General features: G+C 66.1%; 15 protein-coding genes. 5 read left to right on the plus strand and 10 right to left on the minus strand.

Features of this window, described 5'->3' with window-relative positions; all coding sequences use genetic code 11:
- Positions 1-239 precede the first annotated feature (239 nt).
- Positions 240-2522: an NADP-dependent malic enzyme gene (locus tag AC3AP7_RS17530; protein WP_475766864.1), complete on the plus strand. Its 2283-nt coding sequence runs from the start codon at positions 240-242 to the stop codon at positions 2520-2522.
- A gap of 150 nt (positions 2523-2672) precedes the next feature.
- On the opposite strand, the gene AC3AP7_RS17535 is transcribed toward AC3AP7_RS17530, so the two are convergent.
- On the minus strand, positions 2673-6275 hold the full coding sequence (locus AC3AP7_RS17535) for an indolepyruvate ferredoxin oxidoreductase family protein (RefSeq protein WP_475766862.1): 3603 nt from the start codon (positions 6273-6275) through the stop codon (positions 2673-2675).
- A gap of 357 nt (positions 6276-6632) precedes the next feature.
- On the opposite strand from AC3AP7_RS17535, the gene AC3AP7_RS17540 reads away from it, so the two are divergent.
- Positions 6633-6839: a hypothetical protein gene (locus AC3AP7_RS17540; RefSeq protein WP_475766858.1), complete on the plus strand. Its 207-nt coding sequence runs from the start codon at positions 6633-6635 to the stop codon at positions 6837-6839.
- A gap of 159 nt (positions 6840-6998) precedes the next feature.
- On the opposite strand, the gene hppD is transcribed toward AC3AP7_RS17540, so the two are convergent.
- Entirely contained in the window at positions 6999-8096 is a 1098-nt protein-coding gene (gene hppD, locus AC3AP7_RS17545) for a 4-hydroxyphenylpyruvate dioxygenase (protein WP_475766856.1), read from the minus strand.
- A 141-nt stretch (positions 8097-8237) separates the two neighbouring features.
- On the opposite strand from hppD, the gene AC3AP7_RS17550 reads away from it, so the two are divergent.
- Positions 8238-8735 carry an Lrp/AsnC family transcriptional regulator gene (locus AC3AP7_RS17550; protein WP_475766854.1) on the plus strand — a complete coding sequence of 166 codons (498 nt, stop codon included), beginning with the start codon at positions 8238-8240 and terminating at the stop codon, positions 8733-8735.
- Between the two features lie 95 nt (positions 8736-8830).
- On the opposite strand, the gene AC3AP7_RS17555 is transcribed toward AC3AP7_RS17550, so the two are convergent.
- The 8 genes from AC3AP7_RS17555 to paaA form a co-directional block, all read right to left on the minus strand.
- Positions 8831-9499 (minus strand): GNAT family N-acetyltransferase, encoded by a 669-nt coding sequence (locus tag AC3AP7_RS17555; RefSeq protein WP_475766852.1) that lies wholly within the window; start codon positions 9497-9499, stop codon positions 8831-8833.
- 239 nt (positions 9500-9738) lie between these two features.
- Positions 9739-10344 carry a TetR/AcrR family transcriptional regulator gene (locus AC3AP7_RS17560; protein ID WP_475766849.1) on the minus strand — a complete coding sequence of 202 codons (606 nt, stop codon included), beginning with the start codon at positions 10342-10344 and terminating at the stop codon, positions 9739-9741.
- Positions 10345-10358: 14 nt separating this feature from the next.
- On the minus strand, positions 10359-11174 hold the full coding sequence (locus tag AC3AP7_RS17565; RefSeq protein ID WP_475766846.1) for a DUF1835 domain-containing protein: 816 nt from the start codon (positions 11172-11174) through the stop codon (positions 10359-10361).
- 147 nt (positions 11175-11321) lie between these two features.
- Entirely contained in the window at positions 11322-12410 is a 1089-nt protein-coding gene (gene paaE / locus AC3AP7_RS17570; protein WP_475766844.1) for a 1,2-phenylacetyl-CoA epoxidase subunit PaaE, read from the minus strand.
- Position 12411: 1 nt separating this feature from the next.
- Complete coding sequence (paaD, locus tag AC3AP7_RS17575; RefSeq protein WP_475766842.1) at positions 12412-12963, minus strand: 1,2-phenylacetyl-CoA epoxidase subunit PaaD; 552 nt, start codon at positions 12961-12963, stop codon at positions 12412-12414.
- A 15-nt stretch (positions 12964-12978) separates the two neighbouring features.
- Positions 12979-13782: a 1,2-phenylacetyl-CoA epoxidase subunit PaaC gene (paaC, locus tag AC3AP7_RS17580; protein ID WP_475766840.1), complete on the minus strand. Its 804-nt coding sequence runs from the start codon at positions 13780-13782 to the stop codon at positions 12979-12981.
- Between the two features lie 7 nt (positions 13783-13789).
- Positions 13790-14086, minus strand: coding sequence for a 1,2-phenylacetyl-CoA epoxidase subunit PaaB (paaB, locus tag AC3AP7_RS17585; RefSeq protein WP_475766837.1), 297 nt, complete (start codon positions 14084-14086; stop codon positions 13790-13792).
- A 65-nt stretch (positions 14087-14151) separates the two neighbouring features.
- Complete coding sequence (paaA, locus tag AC3AP7_RS17590; RefSeq protein WP_475766835.1) at positions 14152-15150, minus strand: 1,2-phenylacetyl-CoA epoxidase subunit PaaA; 999 nt, start codon at positions 15148-15150, stop codon at positions 14152-14154.
- Between the two features lie 250 nt (positions 15151-15400).
- Between paaA and AC3AP7_RS17595 the strand changes: the two genes are divergently transcribed.
- On the plus strand, positions 15401-17020 hold the full coding sequence (locus AC3AP7_RS17595) for an NAD(P)/FAD-dependent oxidoreductase (protein WP_475766833.1): 1620 nt from the start codon (positions 15401-15403) through the stop codon (positions 17018-17020).
- Between the two features lie 310 nt (positions 17021-17330).
- Positions 17331-18596, plus strand: a complete 1266-nt coding sequence (locus AC3AP7_RS17600; protein ID WP_475766831.1) for an SGNH/GDSL hydrolase family protein — start codon at positions 17331-17333, stop codon at positions 18594-18596.
- Positions 18597-18764: the final 168 nt, after the last annotated feature.

Genomic DNA, 18764 nt, shown 5'->3' on the forward strand with positions numbered 1-18764 from the left:
GGGCAGGCTGTTTCGCGGATGGTTAGCACGATTAAATGCGCCCTGGACTGTCATCGGCGGGGTGTACACTAGGTCCCCCGCTATCGCTGCGCACTGTCTTGCGACGCATCCGAGGTGTTACGCCGCGCCCAACCGGCGCGAGCGGAAACCGCCGCCATCGATGACCGATTCGATCCATGCGAGCGACGCAGACGGCGCGACGGGCCGGGCCCAATTGTCATGTCTCGCAGGCCAGAAAAATGGACGAACAACTGAAGCAAAGCGCTCTCGCGTATCACCAGAATCCGAAGCCCGGCAAGATTTCGGTCACACCGACCAAGCCGCTGTCCAACCAGCTCGACCTGTCGCTCGCGTATTCGCCGGGCGTGGCGGCCGCGTGCATGGCGATTCACGACGAACCGCTCGACGCGCAGAAGTACACGTCGCGCGGCAACCTCGTCGGCGTCGTGACCAACGGCACCGCGGTGCTCGGCCTCGGCAACATCGGCCCGCTCGCGGCGAAGCCGGTGATGGAGGGCAAGGGCTGTCTGTTCAAGAAATTCGCTGGTATCGACGTGTTCGACATCGAGCTTGCCGAAACCGATCCGGACAAGCTCGTCGACGCGATCGCCATGCTCGAACCGACGCTCGGCGGCATCAACCTCGAAGACATCAAGGCGCCCGAATGCTTCTACATCGAGAAGAAGCTGCGCGAGCGCATGAAGATTCCGGTCTTCCACGACGACCAGCACGGCACGGCGATCATCGCGTCGGCGGCCATTCTCAACGGCCTGAAAGTGGTCGACAAGAAGCTCGACGAAGTGAAGCTGGTCTGCTCGGGCGCGGGGGCCGCGGCGATCGCCTGCCTGGATCTGCTCGTGCACCTCGGGCTGTCGAAGCAGAACGTGCTCGTCGCCGACTCGAAGGGCGTGATCTACGAAGGCCGCGGCAGTCTCGATCCGTCGAAGCAGCGTTATGCGGCGAATACCGACGCGCGCACGCTCGGTGACGCGATCCGCGCGGCCGACGTGTTCCTCGGCTGTTCGAGCGCGGGCGTGCTGAAGCCGGAGATGGTGCAGCAGATGGCGGAGCGTCCGCTGATTCTCGCGCTGGCGAATCCGGAGCCGGAAATCCGCCCCGAAGAGGCGAAGAAGGTTCGCCCGGATGCGATCATCGCGACCGGCCGTTCGGATTATCCGAACCAGGTCAACAACGTGCTGTGCTTCCCGTTCATCTTCCGCGGCGCGCTCGACGTCGGCGCGACGACGATCACCGAGGAGATGAAGCTCGCCTGCGTGCGCGCAATCGCCGAACTCGCCGAGGAAACCGACCAGGGCGACGAGGTCGCGAAGGCGTATGAAGGCCACACGCTGGAGTTCGGCCCCGATTACCTGATTCCGAAGCCGTTCGATCCGCGTCTGATCATCAAGATCGCGCCCGCCGTCGCCCAGGCCGCGATGGATTCCGGCGTCGCGACCCGCCCGATCGCCGACATGGACGCGTACCGCGAGCAGCTCGGCGCCACCGTGTATCGCACCGGCATGGTCATGCGTCCGGTGTTCGCGGCGGCGAAGGCCGATCCCGCGCGCATCGTGTTCGCGGAAGGCGAAGACGAGCGCGTGCTGCGCGCCGCGCAGTTCGTGCTGCTGGAGAAGATCGCGAAGCCGATCATCATCGGTCGCCCGGCGGTCGTCGAGATGCGCCTGAAGAAGATGGGCTCGCGTCTCAAATGCGGCGAGGACTTCGAGATCGTCAATCCGGAAGACGATCCGCGCTACCAGAAATGCTGGCAGGCGTATCACACGATCGGTGCGCGCGAAGGCGTGACGCCGGAGGTCGCCAAGGCCGCGCTGCGCAAGTTCAACACGCTGATCGGCGCGATCCTGGTGAAGCTCGGCGACGCGGACGGCATGATCTGCGGGATGATCGACACGTACCAGAGCCATCTGAAGTTCATCGAGCAGGTGCTCGGCAAGGCGGAAAACGTCCAGAACCTGGCCGCGATGAACCTGCTGATGCTGCCGGGGCGCAATCTGTTCATCTGCGATACGTACATCAACGAACTGCCGAGCGCGGAACAGCTCGCCGACATGACGATCCTCGCCGCGAGCGAGATCGAGAAGTTCGGCATTGCACCGAAGGTCGCGCTGCTGTCGAACTCGAACTTCGGCAGCGTGCCGTCGGCATCGTCGCAGCGGATGGCGCAGGCGCGCAAGCTGATCGGCGAGCGTGCACCGGCGCTGGAGATCGACGGCGAGATGCACGGCGACGCGGCGCTGTCGGAGATGGTCCGCAAGGCGGCTTTCCCGGGCACGACGCTGTCCGGTGAAGCCAACCTGCTGATCATGCCGAACGTCGAAGCGGCGAACATCACGTACAACCTGCTGAAGATGATCGGCGGCGAAGGCGTGACGGTCGGCCCGTTCCTGCTGGGCGTCGAGAAGCCGGTGCATATCCTGACGCCGGCGGCGACGGTGCGCCGCATCATCAACATGACGGCGGTGGCCTCTGCCAACGCGCGGGTCCGGACGAACGCGCAGTAACGCCTGAACGAAGGCGGGCGCCGTCGCGGCGCCCGTTCAGACAAAAGGCGGCGGTCCTCGCGGACCGCCGCCTTTTTATTTTCACGGCTGCTTCATGGTTGCTTCATGGCTGCATCACGGCCGCTTCACGGCCGCCTCGCGGCGCACCGCTCAGGCAGCGTGCTGCGCGTGGCCACCCTGCGGCGAGCGCCAGCGCGCGAGCAACGCCTGCCACCTGATCCGCACCGCCTTCAGGTTGTTCTCCTTCACGTGCCCATAGCCGCGGATGTCTTCCGGCAAGCCGGCGAGTTCGATCGCGAGGCCGTGATTCGCCACGCTCAGTCCGCGGGTCAGCTCGCGCACGAGCGCCTCGTATTCGCCGATCAGCGCGCGCTCGGTGCGACGCTCGCCGGTTCTGCCGAATACGTCGAACGGCGTGCCGCGCAGGAATTTCAGCTTCGCGAGCAGGCGCATCGCACTCAGCATCCACGGACCGTATTTGCGCTTGACCAGATGGCCGTGCGCGTCCTTCTTCGAGAAGGTCGGCGGAGCCAGGTGGAAATGGATTTTCCAGTCGCCTTCGAACGTCGCATTCAGCCTTTCGACGAAGGCCGGGTCCGCATAGAGGCGGGCGACCTCGTATTCGTCCTTGTAGGCCATCAGCTTGTGCAGGTTCCTTGCGACCGTCTCGGTGAGCGGCAGCCGGCCTTCGCCGAGGTCCAGCGCCGATTCCGCCGTGCGTACCTGAGCGACGAGATCCGTGTAGCGCTTTGCCCATGCGGCGTTTTGCCAGGCGCTCAGATAGGCGGTGCGCTTGTCGATCAGCGTATCGAGCGCCTTCGGCGTGTGCAGCGAGATGATCTTGCCGCTGCCCGCGCCCGCCGCCGCGCCGCCCGCATGGGTCTGCGCGAGCGCGCGCACGGCGGCGAGGTCGTGTGCCGCCCGGCGGCCCCATTCGAATGCCGAGCGGTTCTTCTCGACCTGCACGGCATTGAGCTCGATCGCGCGCGTGAGCGATGCGTGCGTGAGCGGGATCCAGCCCTTTTGCCACGCGTAGCCGAGCACGAACGGGTTCGTGTAGATTGCGTCGCCGAGCAGCGCTACCGCAAGGCGATTGGCGTCGACTGTCTCGACGTTCGCGTCTCCGGCGGCGGCGCGCACGTCCGCTTCGGTATCGGTGCCCGGGAAGTGCCAGTTCGGGTTCTTGATGAACGCGGCGGTCGGCGTCGGAGCGCTGTTCAGCACGACGTGCGTGCGTCCCGTCTGCATGCGCGACATGCATTCGTCGCTCGCGGTGACGATCGCGTCGCAGCCGATCACCAGATTCGCCTCGCCCATCGCGATGCGGGTCGCATGGATGTCGGCGGGCTGGCTGGCGATCTGCACGTGACTCATCACGGCGCCGCCCTTCTGCGCGAGGCCGGTCACGTCGAGCACGGTGACGCCCTTGTTCTCCAGATGCGCGGCCATGCCGAGCAGTGCGCCGATCGTCACGACGCCGGTGCCGCCGACGCCGGTCACGAGCACGCCGTAAGGCTGGCCGATCGCCGGCAGCGTCGGTGCGGGGACCGGCGGCATCGCGTCGCCGGCCGCGCCGGACAGGCCTTTCGGCTTGCGTAGCTGGCCGCCCTCGACCGACACGAAGCTCGGGCAGAAGCCGTTCACGCACGAGAAGTCCTTGTTGCAGGTGGACTGGTTGATCTGGCGCTTCGTGCCGTACTCGGTTTCGAGCGGCTCCACCGAGAGGCAGTTCGACTTCACCGAGCAGTCCCCGCAGCCTTCGCAGACCGCCTCGTTGATCACCACGCGCCGCGCCGGATCCGGATACGTGCCGCGTTTGCGGCGGCGGCGTTTTTCGGTCGCGCAGGTCTGGTCGTAGATCAGGATCGTCGTGCCGGGAATCTCGCGCAGTTCGCGCTGGATGTCGTCGAGCAGGTCGCGGTGGTGGATCGTGACACCTGGCGCGAGCCGTTGCGTCGAGCCTTCGTATTTGTGCGGCTCGTCCGTGACGATGACGATTTTCGCCGCGCCTTCGGCCGCGAGCTGATGCGTGATCTGCGGCACGGTCAGCACGCCGTCGACGGGCTGGCCGCCGGTCATCGCGACCGCGTCGTTGTACAGGAGCTTGTACGTGATGTTGGCTTTCGACGCGATGGCCGCGCGAATCGCGAGCAGCCCCGAGTGGAAATAGGTGCCGTCGCCGAGGTTCGCGAACACGTGCTTTTCGTTCGTGAACGGCGCCTGGCCGATCCAGGCCACCCCTTCGCCGCCCATCTGGCTGAACGTGCTGGTGCTGCGGTCCATCCACACGGTCATGTAGTGGCAGCCGATGCCGGCCATCGCGCGCGAGCCTTCGGGCACGTTGGTCGACGTGTTGTGCGGGCAGCCCGAGCAGAACCACGGCTTGCGTTCGATTTCGACGCGCGGCCGCGCCAGCGCTTTTTCCTTCGCTTCGATCACTGCGATCCGCGCGGCAATGCGTGCGCGGATGTCGGACGGCAGCGCGAATTTGTCCAGACGCGTGGCGATCGCTTTCGCGATGATCGCGGGCGACAGTTCGTAATGGGCGGGCAGCAGCCAGTTGCCCATCGGCACGGACCATTCGCCGCCGGCACCGTCTTTCTCGTCGAACTTCCCGTAGACGCGCGGACGCTGCGCATCTGGCCAGTTGTACAGCTCTTCCTTGATCGCGTATTCGAGGATCTGACGCTTTTCCTCGACGACGAGAATTTCCTCCAGCCCGCGCGCGAACGCCTGCGCGCCCTGTGCTTCGAGCGGCCACACGCAGCCGACCTTGTAAAGACGGATGCCGATGCGCGCACAGGTGTCGTCGTCGAGACCGAGGTCGGTCAGCGCCTGACGCACGTCGAGGTACGCCTTGCCGCCGGTCATGATGCCGAAGCGCGCCGCGGGCGAATCGATTTCGACGCGGTCCAGCCGGTTCGCGCGCACATAGGCGAGCGCGGCGTACCACTTGTAGTCGAGCAGACGCGCTTCCTGCACGAGCGGCGGATCCGGCCAGCGGATGTTCAGGCCGCCCTCGGGCATCGCAAAGTCGTCCGGCAGCACGATGCGCGTCCGGTGCGGGTCGATGTCGACCGATGCGGACGATTCGACGACGTCGGTCACGCATTTCATCGCGACCCACAGGCCGGAATAGCGGCTCATCGCCCAGCCGTGCAGGCCGAAGTCGAGATATTCCTGCACGTTCGACGGAAACAGCACCGGCAGGCCACAGGCCTTGAACATGTGCTCGGACTGATGCGCGAGGGTCGACGACTTGGCGGCGTGGTCGTCGCCGGCCAGCACGAGCACGCCGCCGTGGCGCGACGAGCCCGCGGAATTGCCGTGCTTGAAGACGTCGCCGCTACGGTCGACGCCGGGGCCCTTGCCGTACCACATCGAAAACACGCCGTCGTAGCGGGCGTTCGGATACAGGTTGACCTGCTGCGAGCCCCAGACTGCGGTGGCGGCGAGATCCTCGTTCACGCCCGGCTGAAACACGACCTGATGAGCGGCAAGATGCGACTTCGCTTTCCACAGCGACTGGTCGAGCCCGCCGAGCGGGGAGCCGCGATAGCCGGAGATGAATCCGGCGGTGTTCAGGCCGGCGGCCTTGTCGCGTTCCTGCTGCAGCATCGGCAGGCGCACCAGCGCCTGGATGCCGCTCATGTACGCGCGGCCGCGTTCGAGCGTGTATTTGTCGTCCAGCGTGACGGATGAGAGCGCAGCCTCGAGTCGGGCCAGTTGGTCTGCGTCTAGCGGGGCATTCATTATGTGTACTCCTCCACCGAGTTTGGGATCACCAAAACCTGCTGGCCTCGGCATCTTGTGGATGCGTCGGCCGGGGTCGCCATATTGACTTCTTTTAAGCGATGGTAGCACTGGTAGAAACCCGCCGCCTGGCATCGATTATGCTGGCGCATCGGCGCAGCCCCGGCGGGGCAAGGCGGCGCGGCATCCGCGAGTTCAATTGCAACACAATCCTGGCCGAATGTAACCGCCTGTAAAAGCGTAAAGCGCGCGGAACCCATCTTGAAAAGCCGGTCTAACCCCCCACCTGTGCACAGTCTGCGCAACGCTTCGCCACGGCGGAGCTTCACGACAGCAGGAATCAGAAGAGGAGTTGCCATGAACACAAGAAACATCCAGACCTTCCTGATGGTCTCGGCCGCCTTTTTCGCGATGAACGCGCCGGTCCGCTCCGGAAGCGCTGAAACGCTCGCGAATGCGGTCGCGCATACGGTGCAGATCGCGCCGGTGCGGCTTGCTTCGGATCGCATCGCGTCGGAGGGCGAGGCCGCCGACGAGGAAGAGGGCCCGCAGCGCCCCGCCTGAGCTTGACCCCGGCGCGTCGGCACGGCATTTCGTGACCTTCGCGCCCGTCCCGGCCGCCTGCGATGACGCGGCGGCCTCCACCACGCGAAGCGGGGATCGAACGATCCCCGCTTTTTTTGCGCCTGCGCCCGCGCCCGCACGCGGGTCGAGCGCCGCCGGTCAGGCCTTGTCCTGCACGACGCCGCGGCGAATCTGGTCGAGTTCGATCGATTCGAACAGCGCCTTGAAATTGCCTTCGCCGAAACCCTGATTGCCCTTGCGCTGGATGATCTCGAAGAAGATCGGGCCGATCTGGTTCTCGGTGAAAATCTGCAGCAGCAGATCGTCCGGCGCGCCGTCGATCAGGATCTTGCGCTGGCGCAGCGCATCGAGCGATTCGCCGTGGTTCGGCACGCGGCGATCGACAAGTTCGTAGTAGGTGTCGATCGTGTCGAGCAACGAAATCTTCGCCGCGCGCAAGCCGTCGACCGTGCGGTAGATGTCGTCGGTGCCGAGAGCGATGTGCTGGATTCCTTCGCCGTGATAGGCGTCCAGATACTCCTGGATCTGGCCGGCGGTTTCCGAACCTTCCTCGTTGATCGGAATACGGATCTTGCCGCAGGGCGAGGTCATCGCCTTCGATTTCACGCCGGTCACCTTGCCTTCGATGTCGAAGTAGCGCACTTCGCGGAAGTTGAACAGCCGTTCGTAGAATTCCGCCCATTCGCGCATGCGGCCGCGGTGAACGTTGTGGGTCAGATGGTCGACGTAAGTCAGGCCGTGCCCGACCGGGTTCGGATCGGCGCCGGGAATCGGTTCGAAGTCGACGTCGTAAATGCCGATGTCGCCGATGCTGTTCGGCGTGGCGCCGTTCTTGCCGCGCCAGCGATCGACGAAGTAGATCAGCGAATCGCCGATGCCCTTGATGGCCGGGATGTTCAGCTCCATCGGCCCGGTCTTGTTGTCGAACCCCCAGGCGCCTTTTTCGAGCGCGTGCCGGTACGCCCTGGCCGCGTCCTGCACGCGAAAGGCGATCGCGCAGATCGACGGGCCGTGCAGTCGCGCAAAGCGCTGCGCGAACGAGTCCGGCTCGGCGTTCACGATGAAGTTGATCCCGCCTTGCCGGTACAGCGTGACGTCCTTGTGGCGATGACGGGCGATGGCGGTGAAGCCCATCTGTTCGAACAGCTTGCCGAGCGCCTTGGGATCCGGCGCGGTGTATTCGATGAACTCGAAGCCGTCGGTGCCGACGGGATTTTCCCAGGTGGGAACCTGCATGGCTGTCTCCTGATCGGGTGCGTGCCGTAATGGAATGCAGGCAGTGTAAAGGCGCGATGGCGGCGAAAACTTGCGAAATTAAGCGTGAATCACTACGCTAGCGCGATGAAATGGCGCAGTATTTGAATCGGGTGGCAGAAAATGTCCAAGCTTGAACTGGATGCGATCGACCGGCGGATTCTCGCGATCCTGCAGGAGAACGGCAGGCTGTCGAATCAGGAGATCGCGGAGCGGATCAACCTGTCGCCGAGCCCGTGCCTGCGGCGCATCCGCCGGCTCGAGGAAAGCGGCGTGATTCGCGGCTACGTCGCGCTGCTCGACGCGAAGCGGCTCGGCCTCGACCTGCTTGCCTACGTGAACGTGCGCCTCGAAAAGCGCGGCGGCCCGGCGCTCAATACGCGCACGGGCACGACCCACGCGGAACTGTTCCGGGCTTCGGTCCAGACCTGGCCGGAAGTGGTCGCGTGCCACGCAATGACGGGGGACATGGACTACCTGCTGCGGGTTCAGGTCGAGGATATGGCGCATTTTTCCCGCTTCGTGCAGGACCAGTTGCTGCACCATCCGTCGGTGATCGACGTGAAGACGAGCTTCTCGCTCGACACGATCAAGGAGACGACGGCGTTGCCCATCGGCTGAGTGGGGCGAAGCGGCTGAACCGGCTACGCGTCGGCCGCCGCAAAAGAAAAGGCAGCCGTCTGGCCGCCTTTTTCGTCAGATCGGCGTTTCGCCGGTCAGGCGGCGACCGCGCCTGGCAGGAATGTTTCGAACAGCTTCGATGCCTGGCGTGCCTGGCGCTTGAGCGCGTAGTCGAATACGGCGGCCTGCTCCTGCAGCATCTCCGCGAGGATGCTCGACTGGTCCGCCGGCGCCAGTGTCAGGTACGCATCGGCCTCGCCGTACGCATACTCGATCTTCATGCCGGCTTTCTTCGCGATGTGCATCATCGTCGCGTTGCGCGACAGGCAGTGCATGTACAGCGTGGTCACGTGCGTGTTGCGGCTGCGCATGGCCGCCCGCTCGAACAGCTTGCTGCCGACGCCCTTGCCGCGCTGGCTTTCCAGCACCGACACGCCGAATTCGGCGGTGCGCCGGTCGCCTTCGCCCGGCAGATACGCGAGGTGGCCGACGCCCACCAGTTCCAGCCGATGGTCGAACACGCCGAATACCGTATCGCGGGTGAAATCGATTGCCCGCACGTAGTGTTCGATCACGTGGTCCGGCACGATCTGGCCGAAGCGCAGCAGGCGGTCGTCGGCGCCTAGCGCAAGAAAATGGTGAAGGAGCCGGTCGCGGTCCGCGGCGGTCAGTTCCCGCACCGGGACGTGCGTACGGCCGCCGGCTTCCAGCAGCCGGTCGAGACTGACGACCGGCTCGGCAGAGAGGGGGGTAGGCGTGGTCATGGTTGGGTTCTCCTGTGATTCGCGTGGCATGCTGCGCCGCAGAACGAATTTTAGCCCAAACGCGGGCGGGTCACTAGGGAAAACCCTCATTTCGCTTCGAGGGAAAAGTCTATTTTATTCTGTCTCTATTTTTATATATTTGATTTTTATGAATAAAATTATATGCGCCATGGATTGACCCGATTTGCATGAGGCATGGAGTCATGCGTCATGAGTGCTGCGACGCAAAAACGCTGCGGTTATTTTGACGCGCCCAACCCGTGATCGATCATGTCGACCACCTGGTCGGCGAATTCGCGGTAGCCCAGTCGGCCACCCGGCTTCAGCCACGTGAAGGTCCAGTTGATCATGCCGAACACCATCATCGTCAGCGCGGTCTGGTTTTCGCGGGTCACGCGTTCCGGATAGGCGCGCGCGAGCTGGCGGGCGAAGGCTGCGACCACGTCGCGCTGCCGGTTCAGGACGACTTCGCGCTGCGTGTCGACCAGATATTTCACGTCGTTCAGCAGCGCCACGTGGCGGCTGTGCGAGGTTTCGTACTCGGACAGGAACGCGTGGATCAGCCCGGCGAAGGTCTCGCGTTCGTTCAGGCCGCGTCGCTGGCTGGCGCCCTCGACCTCCGCGATGATCAGCATCAGCCGCTTTGTGTAGCGGTCGAGCAGATCGAAAAGGATCGCTTCCTTGCTCTCGTAATAGTGGTAGAGACGGGCTTTCGACGTGCCGCTCGCCGCCGCGAGGTCGGCCATGGACGTGCTCGGATAGCTCGTCTGGGCAAATTTGGCGGCGGCCAGTTCCAGAATCTGTTCGCGTTGGGTTTCGTGGTCGGGGGCGCGTGTGCGTGCCATGGCTCGTGTTTGAATTAGCAGGTGCAGGTAGGGGCGGCGGCGCGCAATTCGAGCGCGCGCCAGTTGCCGGCCTCGCCGCGCAGGCTGGCACGGCCGCTCGCCGACAGCTCGCGAAATCGCCAGAGCACGATGGCGTCGCTGACGAGAAAGCCCGGTTCCGCGCTCTTCATCACGCTCGCGGCGATAGGCGCGGCGGGCTGCCAGGTGGCGTCGGCCTGTGCGAGGATCAGCGCGTCGAGATCGGCGAAGCTGCCGCTCGCGAACGTGTTGTCGCGCCAGCGGCGCGTCTCGCCGTTCGCCTGTTTCACTTCCTGCCACTCGAGCGCGAGCCGGCTGATGCGCAGCACCGAGATCGGCGCGGCGTCCGCGAGTCGCTCCTGCAGGATCGCGGGGCTGAACATGCCGACCGAGGTGGCGCCGTCCTCGCGGCGCAGCCCGCCGGCATCCGGGTCCGCGAGATCGCGGACCGACAGGCGCACCTCGTTCAGGCGTTGCGGCGTGTTGCGCAGGTGATAGCAGACGCGCCGCAGCATGAGCTGGTCCGACGCGCTTTCGCCGTGCCACACGACGACCTGCATCCCGGCTGCGGCGATGTCCGCGAGCGCGGCCGCCTGTTCGTCGAATTCGCGCAGGAAATCGCGCGGATCGCCTTCCATCACCTGTTCCCAGAAGCGGGCGCGCATCTGCGGCACGTCGTCGACGCCGCGCAGCGGGCCGACTGCGAGATCGTCGCGCAGCGCGTGCACGCGGTCGTCGCGTCCTGCCGCGTGCAGCGCGGCGCGCAGGGAATCGGCGGCGTAATCGCCATTGGTCAGGTGAATCGTGGTCATCGACAGCTCGCTTACAGGCAGAAACCGGAACAGAACGGGGCCGCTCGCCGACCGGCATCCTGTGCCGGTCCCGAGCGGCCCCTAGTGTAAGCGGATCGGGGGTGCGCCGAAAGCATACGGGCGCGCGGCGCGCGCCCGAGGCCGCGCCTAGCGTTCGTCGAAACTGACCACGACGCGCTCGCTGACAGGATGGCATTGACAGGTCAACACGAAGCCGTCGCGGATCTCCTGCTCTTCGAGCGTGTAATTTTTATCCATCCGCACTTCGCCCTCGACCACCTTCGCGCGGCACGTGCAGCACACGCCGCCCTTGCACGCATACGGCAGCGCCAGGCCCGCGCGCAGGCCGACGTCGAGCAGGCTCACGCCTTCATAGGGCAGACGCAGCTTGCGCCGCTTGCCGTCGAGCACGATCTCGAGGTCCGCGGCCGGCGCGTTTTCACCGATCTCGACGGCGGGTACGCCCGCCTGCGGCAGCGGCGTGCCGAAGCGCTCGACGTGAATCTTCTGTGGCGCCACGCCGGCGGCTTTCAGCGCGGCCTCGGCGGCGTCCATCATCGGCGCAGGGCCGCAGATGAACGCTTCGTCGATGCTGGCGGCCGGCACGAGTTCGTCGAGGAAGGCCGAGCACTTCGGCTCGTCGAGCACGCCGTTGAACAGATCGACGTCCTGCAGATCGTCCGACAGCACGTGATACAGCGCGAAGCGGCTCATGAAGCGGTTCTTCAGATCTTCGAGTTCTTCGGCGAACATGATCTGGTCGACGCTGCGGTTGCCGTAGATCAGCGTGAACGCGCTGCGCGGCTCGACTTCGAGCGTCGTCTTGATGATCGCCAGCACCGGCGTGATGCCCGAGCCCCCTGCAAAGGCCAGATACTGCTGGCGCTGCGCGGCGTTCAGGTGGGTGAAGAAACGGCCGTCGGGCGTCATCACGTCGAGCGTGTGGCCGGGCTGCAGCGTGTCGAACGCGAAGTTCGAGAAGCGCCCGCCGCGCACGCGCTTGATGCCGATGCGCAGCGCTCCGTCGCGTTCGTAATCGGTGACGCCGACGCAGATCGAATACGAGCGGCGGGTCTCCTCGCCGTCGATGTGCGTCTTCAACGTCACGAACTGGCCTTGCGTGAAGCGGAACTGCTCGCGCAGTTCGGCCGGCACGTCGAAGGCGACCGACACCGCGTCGGCGGTTTCGGGCCGGACTTCGCGGATGCGCAGCGAGTGAAATTGCGGAGTGGCCATATCAGTACGGTTTGAAATAGTCGAAGGGTTCGCGGCAGTCGAGACAGCGGTACAGCGCCTTGCAGGCGGTCGAGCCGAACTGCGCGAGGCGCTCGGTGTGCGCGGAGCCGCAGCGCGGGCAGGCCGGCGCCGTCTGCGCGCGCGGCACGAAACGGACCGGTTGCGTGCCTGCGGGTGCGTCCGCGCTGCAGCTGCCGGGCGGCGCAATGCCGTACGCGCGCAGTTTTTCGCGCGCGGCGGGCGTGATCCAGTCGGTGCTCCACGCGGGTGCAAGCACGGTGACGACGCGATGCGGCGCGAGTTGCGCCGCGTCCAGCGCGTGCCCGATGTCGCCGGCGATCTGCGACATCGCCGGACAGCCGGAGTAGGTCGGCGTGATGACCGCTTCGAGCACGCCGTCGCCGGCGCGACGCACGTCGCGCAGAATACCGAGTTCGCGGATCGACACGACCGGAATTTCCGGATCGGGGACGGCTTCGAGCGCGCGCCACGCGTGTTCGAGCGCGGGGTCGGCGGGGGCGAGTGTCGCGGCGGCGCGCGCGGTCGTGTTCATGGTCGTGCTCCGCGCTTACCAGGTCGCGCCGGGGTGTTGTCGCGCGAGGCTCTGCATTTCGGCCAGCACATAGCCCATGTGTTCCGAATGCTCGCCATGCTTGCCGGTCGTCACGTAGCTGACCGGCGCGGGCAGACCGAGCGTCGCCTCGGCGAGCGCATCCTGGACGTCCTGCTGCCACGCGGCTTCGAGACCAGCCGTCCGGGGGCCGATGCCGGATGCCGCGATGGCGTCTTCCACGGCGTCCGCGCTGAAGAATTCACGCGTATACGGCATCAGATAGTCGAGCGCGGCCTGTGCGCGGCGATGCGATTCGTCGGTGCCGTCGCCGAGGCGGATCAGCCATTCGCGTGCGTGATCCGCGTGGTAGCGCGCTTCCTTCAGCGATTTGGCGGCGATCGCGGCAAGCTGTTCGTCCGCCGACGTCGTGAGCGCACTCCACAGGCGCACCATCAGCGCGGCGTGCAGGAAGTTGCGCACGATCGTGACGGCGTAGTCCTTGCTGGCATCCGCCGTGGCCGACAGCGGGCCGCCATGCGGCAGCTCGGCGAGCGTGTAGTTGGCGAACTCGCGCTCGCTGCGGAAGTACGCGTAATGATCTTCGGTGCGGGTTGCGCCGGTGAGCGCGTGGTCGAGCGTCGCCGCATGGGTGTACAGCATCCGCGCCTGGCCGATCAGGTCGAGGCTCATGTTGGCGAGCGCGATGTCCTCTTCGAGGATCGGGCCGTGGCCGCACCATTCGGCATTGCGTTGACCGAGGATCAGCGCGGTGTCCGCGAGCCGCAGCACGTAGGAGAGATGTTGGGGCGTGATGTCCATGACGCGCTTACATGTGGTTGACTTCGTCGGGCAGCGTGTAGAAGGTCGGGTGGCGGTAGATCTTGTCGGCCGCCGGTTCGAACAGCTCCGCCTTGTCCTGCGGTGCCGAAGCGGTGATGGCCGCCGACGGCACGACCCAGATGCTCACGCCTTCCTGGCGGCGCGTATAGACGTCGCGCGCCATGCGCAGCGCCATTTGCGCGTCGGCGGCGTGCAGGCTGCCGCAATGCTTGTGATCGAGCCCCTGCTTGCTGCGCACGAACACTTCCCAGATCGGCCATTCGTTGCTGACTGACTTGTCCATTCCCTGCTCTCCTGAATCTGGGCCGGGCGCCTCGCGCACCGGCGGTTTCGTCTGAACGGCGCGCGTCAGGCGGCCTGTTGCTGTGCGCGCTGGCGCTGCTTGTGCGCATGCGCGAGCGCGGCTTCGCGCACCCAGGCGCCGTCCGCGTGGGCCTTCACGCGGGTGGCGAGCCGTTCGCGATTGCACGGCCCGTCGCCGTTGACCACGCGCCAGAACTCCTCCCAGTCGATCTCGCCGTAATCGAAATGGCCGCGCGCGTCGCTCCAGCGCAGCGCGGGGTCCGGCAGCGTCACGCCGAGCACCTTTGCCTGCTCGACGGTCGCATCGACGAATTTCTGCCGCAGATCGTCATTCGAAATCCGCTTGATGCCCCATTTCGCCGACTGGTTGCTGTGCACCGAGTCCTTGTCGCCGGGACCGAACATCATCAGCACCGGCCACCACCAGCGGTTCACCGCCTGCTGGACCATCTCGCGCTGGGCGTCGGTGCCGCTCATCATGGCGAGCAGCGCGTCGAAACCCTGGCGCTGATGGAACGACTCCTCCTTGCAGATGCGGATCATCGCGCGTGCATACGGGCCGTACGTGCAGCGGCACAGCGGGATCTGGTTCATGATCGCCGCGCCGTCGACCAGCCAGCCGATCACGCCGACGTCTGCCCAGCTCGGGGTCGGATAGTTGAAGATGCTCGAATATTTGGCCTTGCCGGCGTGCAGCGCGTCGACGAGCTGCTCGCGCGAGACGCCGAGCGTTTCGGCCGCGCTGTACAGATAGAGGCCGTGCCCGGCTTCGTCCTGCACCTTCGCGAGCAGGATCGCCTTGCGCTTCAGGCTCGGCGCGCGCGTGATCCAGTTGCCTTCCGGCAGCATGCCGACGATCTCCGAGTGCGCGTGCTGGGAGATTTGCCGCACCAGCGTCTTGCGGTAGGCATCGGGCATCCAGTCCTGTGGCTCGATCTTGCCGTCGGCGGCCATGACCGCGTCGAAGCTCGCCTGCTCGGGGGAGCCGGCGGCCTCGTCGAGCGGGGCGACGTTGCCGGGGATGTCGAGGGATTGCGTGTACATGGCGAACGCTCTCGTCCGAAGTTGTCCGTGGATCGCAGTATAAACCAACCGACCGGTCGGTTAATGATTTTTTTGAGGGGGCGAGGGAACGCGCTTTTTTCGCGCCTGGGCCGCTTGTCGGGGGATTGAGCAGCGCCTCGCGCGGGGATCGCGGGCGCCGTCGCTTTGACGATCGAGGCCTGGGCGCGCGGCAGAACCGATAAAATCGTAGATTCCCTGCATTGTGCGCGCCTTGCGTCCCCGGTTTTCCATGCTCCGTCTCAGCGAAATCAAACTCCCGCTCGATTATCCCGACAGCGCGCTCGATGCCGCCGTCCACGCGCGTCTTGCGCAACTGGGCGTCGGGGTGGGCGATCTCGTCGGCTACACCGTGTTCCGGCGCGCGCACGACGCGCGCAAGCGCGACGACATCAAGCTGACCTATATCGTCGACGTGGAGGTCCGCAACGAGGCGGCCGTGCATCCGCGCCTTGCCCGTGTGCCGCACTGCAGTGTGACGCCCGACATGCAGTACCGGCCGGTCGCGCACGCGCCGCAGCCGCTCGGCGCACCGCGCCCGGTGGTGGTGGGGATGGGGCCGTGCGGGCTGTTCGCCGGGCTGATTCTTGCCGAAATGGGGTTTCGTCCGATCGTTCTGGAGCGCGGCAAGGCGGTGCGCGAGCGCACCGTCGACACGTTCGGCCTGTGGCGTAAGTCCGTGCTGAATCCGGAGTCCAATGTGCAGTTCGGCGAAGGCGGCGCCGGCACGTTCTCCGACGGCAAGCTCTATAGCCAGATCAAGGATCCGCATCATTACGGCCGCAAAGTGCTCACCGAGTTTGTGCTGGCGGGCGCGCCGGAGGACATCCTGTACCTGAGCCGGCCGCATATCGGGACGTTCCGCCTCGTCAGCATGGTCGAGAAGATGCGCGCGAAGATCCACGCGCTCGGCGGCGAGGTGCGCTTCCAGACCCGTGTCGAGGACATCGAGATCGAGCAGGGCAAGGTGCGGGCACTGCATCTGTCGACGGGCGAGACGCTGCCGTGCGAGCGGGTCGTGCTGGCGATCGGCCACAGCGCGCGCGACACGTTCGAGATGCTGCACCGGCGCGGCGTCTACGTCGAGGCCAAGCCGTTTTCGCTGGGCTTCCGGATCGAGCATCCGCAAGGAATGATCGATCGCAGCCGCTTCGGCAAATTCGCCGGCCACAAGGCGCTCGGCGCGGCCGACTACAAGGTGGTGCATCACTGCAGCAACGGCCGCTCGGTGTACAGCTTCTGCATGTGTCCGGGCGGTACCGTGGTGGCGGCAACCTCCGAGCCCGGGCGCGTCGTCACGAACGGCATGAGCCAGTACTCGCGCGCGGAACGCAACGCCAACGCGGGCATCGTGGTCGGCATCACGCCGGAGGATTATCCCGGCGGTCCGCTGGCGGGCATCGCGTTCCAGCGCAAGTGGGAGGAGCGCGCGTTCGAACTGGGTGGCCGCAATTATTGTGCGCCGGGTCAGCGGGTCGGCGATTTCGTCGCCCGCCGTCCGTCGACTTCGCTCGGTGCGGTCGTGCCGTCGTACAAACCCGGTGTGCACCCGACCGATCTCAGCACCGCCTTGCCCGATTACGCAATCGACGCCATTCGCGAAGCGTTGCCGCAACTCGAGCGCAAGATTGCCGGGTTCGCCATGGACGACGCGGTGCTCACCGGTGTCGAGACGCGGACGTCGTCGCCGATCCGGATCCGGCGCAAGGACGATTTCCAGAGCATGAACATCGAAGGGCTCTATCCGGCCGGCGAGGGGGCAGGTTACGCCGGCGGGATCTACTCGGCGGCGATCGACGGGATCGAGGTTGCGCAGGCGGTGGCGCTCGACATGGTGGGCGCGCGCCGCTGAGCCGCGCCGCTGCGGCCCGCCCAGCCCGCCCAGCCCGCCCAGCCCGCCCAGCCCGCCCAGCCCGCCCAGCCCGCCCAGCCCGCCCAGCCCGCCCGGCCCGCCCAGCCCGCCCGGCCCGCCCGGCCCGCCCGGCCCGCCCGGCCCGCCCGGCCCGCCCGGCCCGCCCGGCCCGACGCCCGGGCGGCAGACGCCCACTCGGCCCGACGCCCGCCCGACACGACGCCCGTGCGCGGCGTCGGGGCGAGACGTTTCACCCTCCGCCGCGGTCGATCGGGCACAATGGGCGCTTTGCATTTATCCCGATAACGGCATGTCTTTTCGTACCCTGGCCGCCGCATGCGGCGCCGCGCTGCTCGCTCAACTCGTCACCCTGCCGGCCGCGCAGGCCGCTGCCGGACCGGCACACTGGGTGACCACGTGGGCGACCGCGCTCCAGTCGATTCCGCAGCGTCCCGATCTGCCCCCGCTCTATCGCGCGCCCGACGTCGCCGGGCGAACCGTGCGGCAAATCGTCTATCCGACGCTGGGTGGCACGTTCGTGCGGATCCATCTCAGCAATGAATATGGGCGCAGCCCCCTCGTCATCCGCGAACTGCGCATTGCGCGCGCCGCAAGCGGCGCCGCCACGCGGGCCGACGGGGTTCGCGTGACGTTCGGCGGACGCTCCGAGGTGAGCGTGCCGCCCGGCGCAGAGATCGACAGCGATGCCGTTGCGTTCAACCTGCTCGGGGGCCTGCCGTACGCGATCAGCACCTATATGGGCGCGGAGCAGAGGATGGTTGCGTGGCACCGCGTGGCAAGTCAGGTGAATTACGTTTCGCTGCCCGGCGATCATGCGGCCGATGTGCTGAGCGGCGCGTTCGGCCAGCGTTTCACGCACTACGCGTGGGTGTCCGGCGTATCGGTGGAGGTGCCCTCGGGAGCAACCGTGGCGGCAATCGGCGATTCGATTACCGACGGAATGCGCTCCAGCCTGAACGAGAACCGGCGCTGGCCGGATGCGCTCGCGCGGCGCCTTGCGCACACGGGCAACGACTCCGCGGCGGTGATCAATCTCGGCATCAGCGGCAATCGCCTGCTCAGCGACTCCCCCTGTTATGGCGACGCGCTCGTCAAGCGTTTCGCCCGCGATGCGCTCGATCATCCGGGGGTGAGGTCCGTGATCCTGCTGGTCGGCATCAACGACATCAACTTTGCCGCCATGCCGCCGCGGGCGGGACTGGATTGCGATTTCCCGCACACGGCAGTGTCGGCGGCCGATCTGATCGCCGGCTATCAGCGGGTGATCGCGCTTGCACACCGGCGCGGGGTTCGCGTGTTCGGGGCGACGCTCACGCCCGCGGCGCTTCCGCCGCAGCGTGAGCGTATCCGGCTGGCGGTGAACCGGTGGATCAGGACCGGTGGCGCATTCGACGGCGTGGTCGATTTCGATGCCGCGCTGCGCGATCCCGCGAGACCGGACAGGCTGCGGCGCGAGTTCGATAGCGGCGATCACATTCATCCGGGCGACGCCGGTTACGCCGCGATGGCAGACGCGGTTCCGCTCAAGACGGTGCTGGACTCGTCCCGGAACTGATGGGCAAAAATATTTCCGTCAAGCACTTGTCATCTGCATGACGCTCGCCTACTATTCGGCTCCTCGTTTGTGAACGAGGAGCCGCTGCGGAAGCCAGCGGTCGTTGCGTCAAACTGGTTTTAAGCGAATGCGAAAAATTGGTGTTGACGAAACGAAAAAGATTCTCCA

Source organism: Paraburkholderia sp. PAMB 6770, assembly GCF_057748135.1.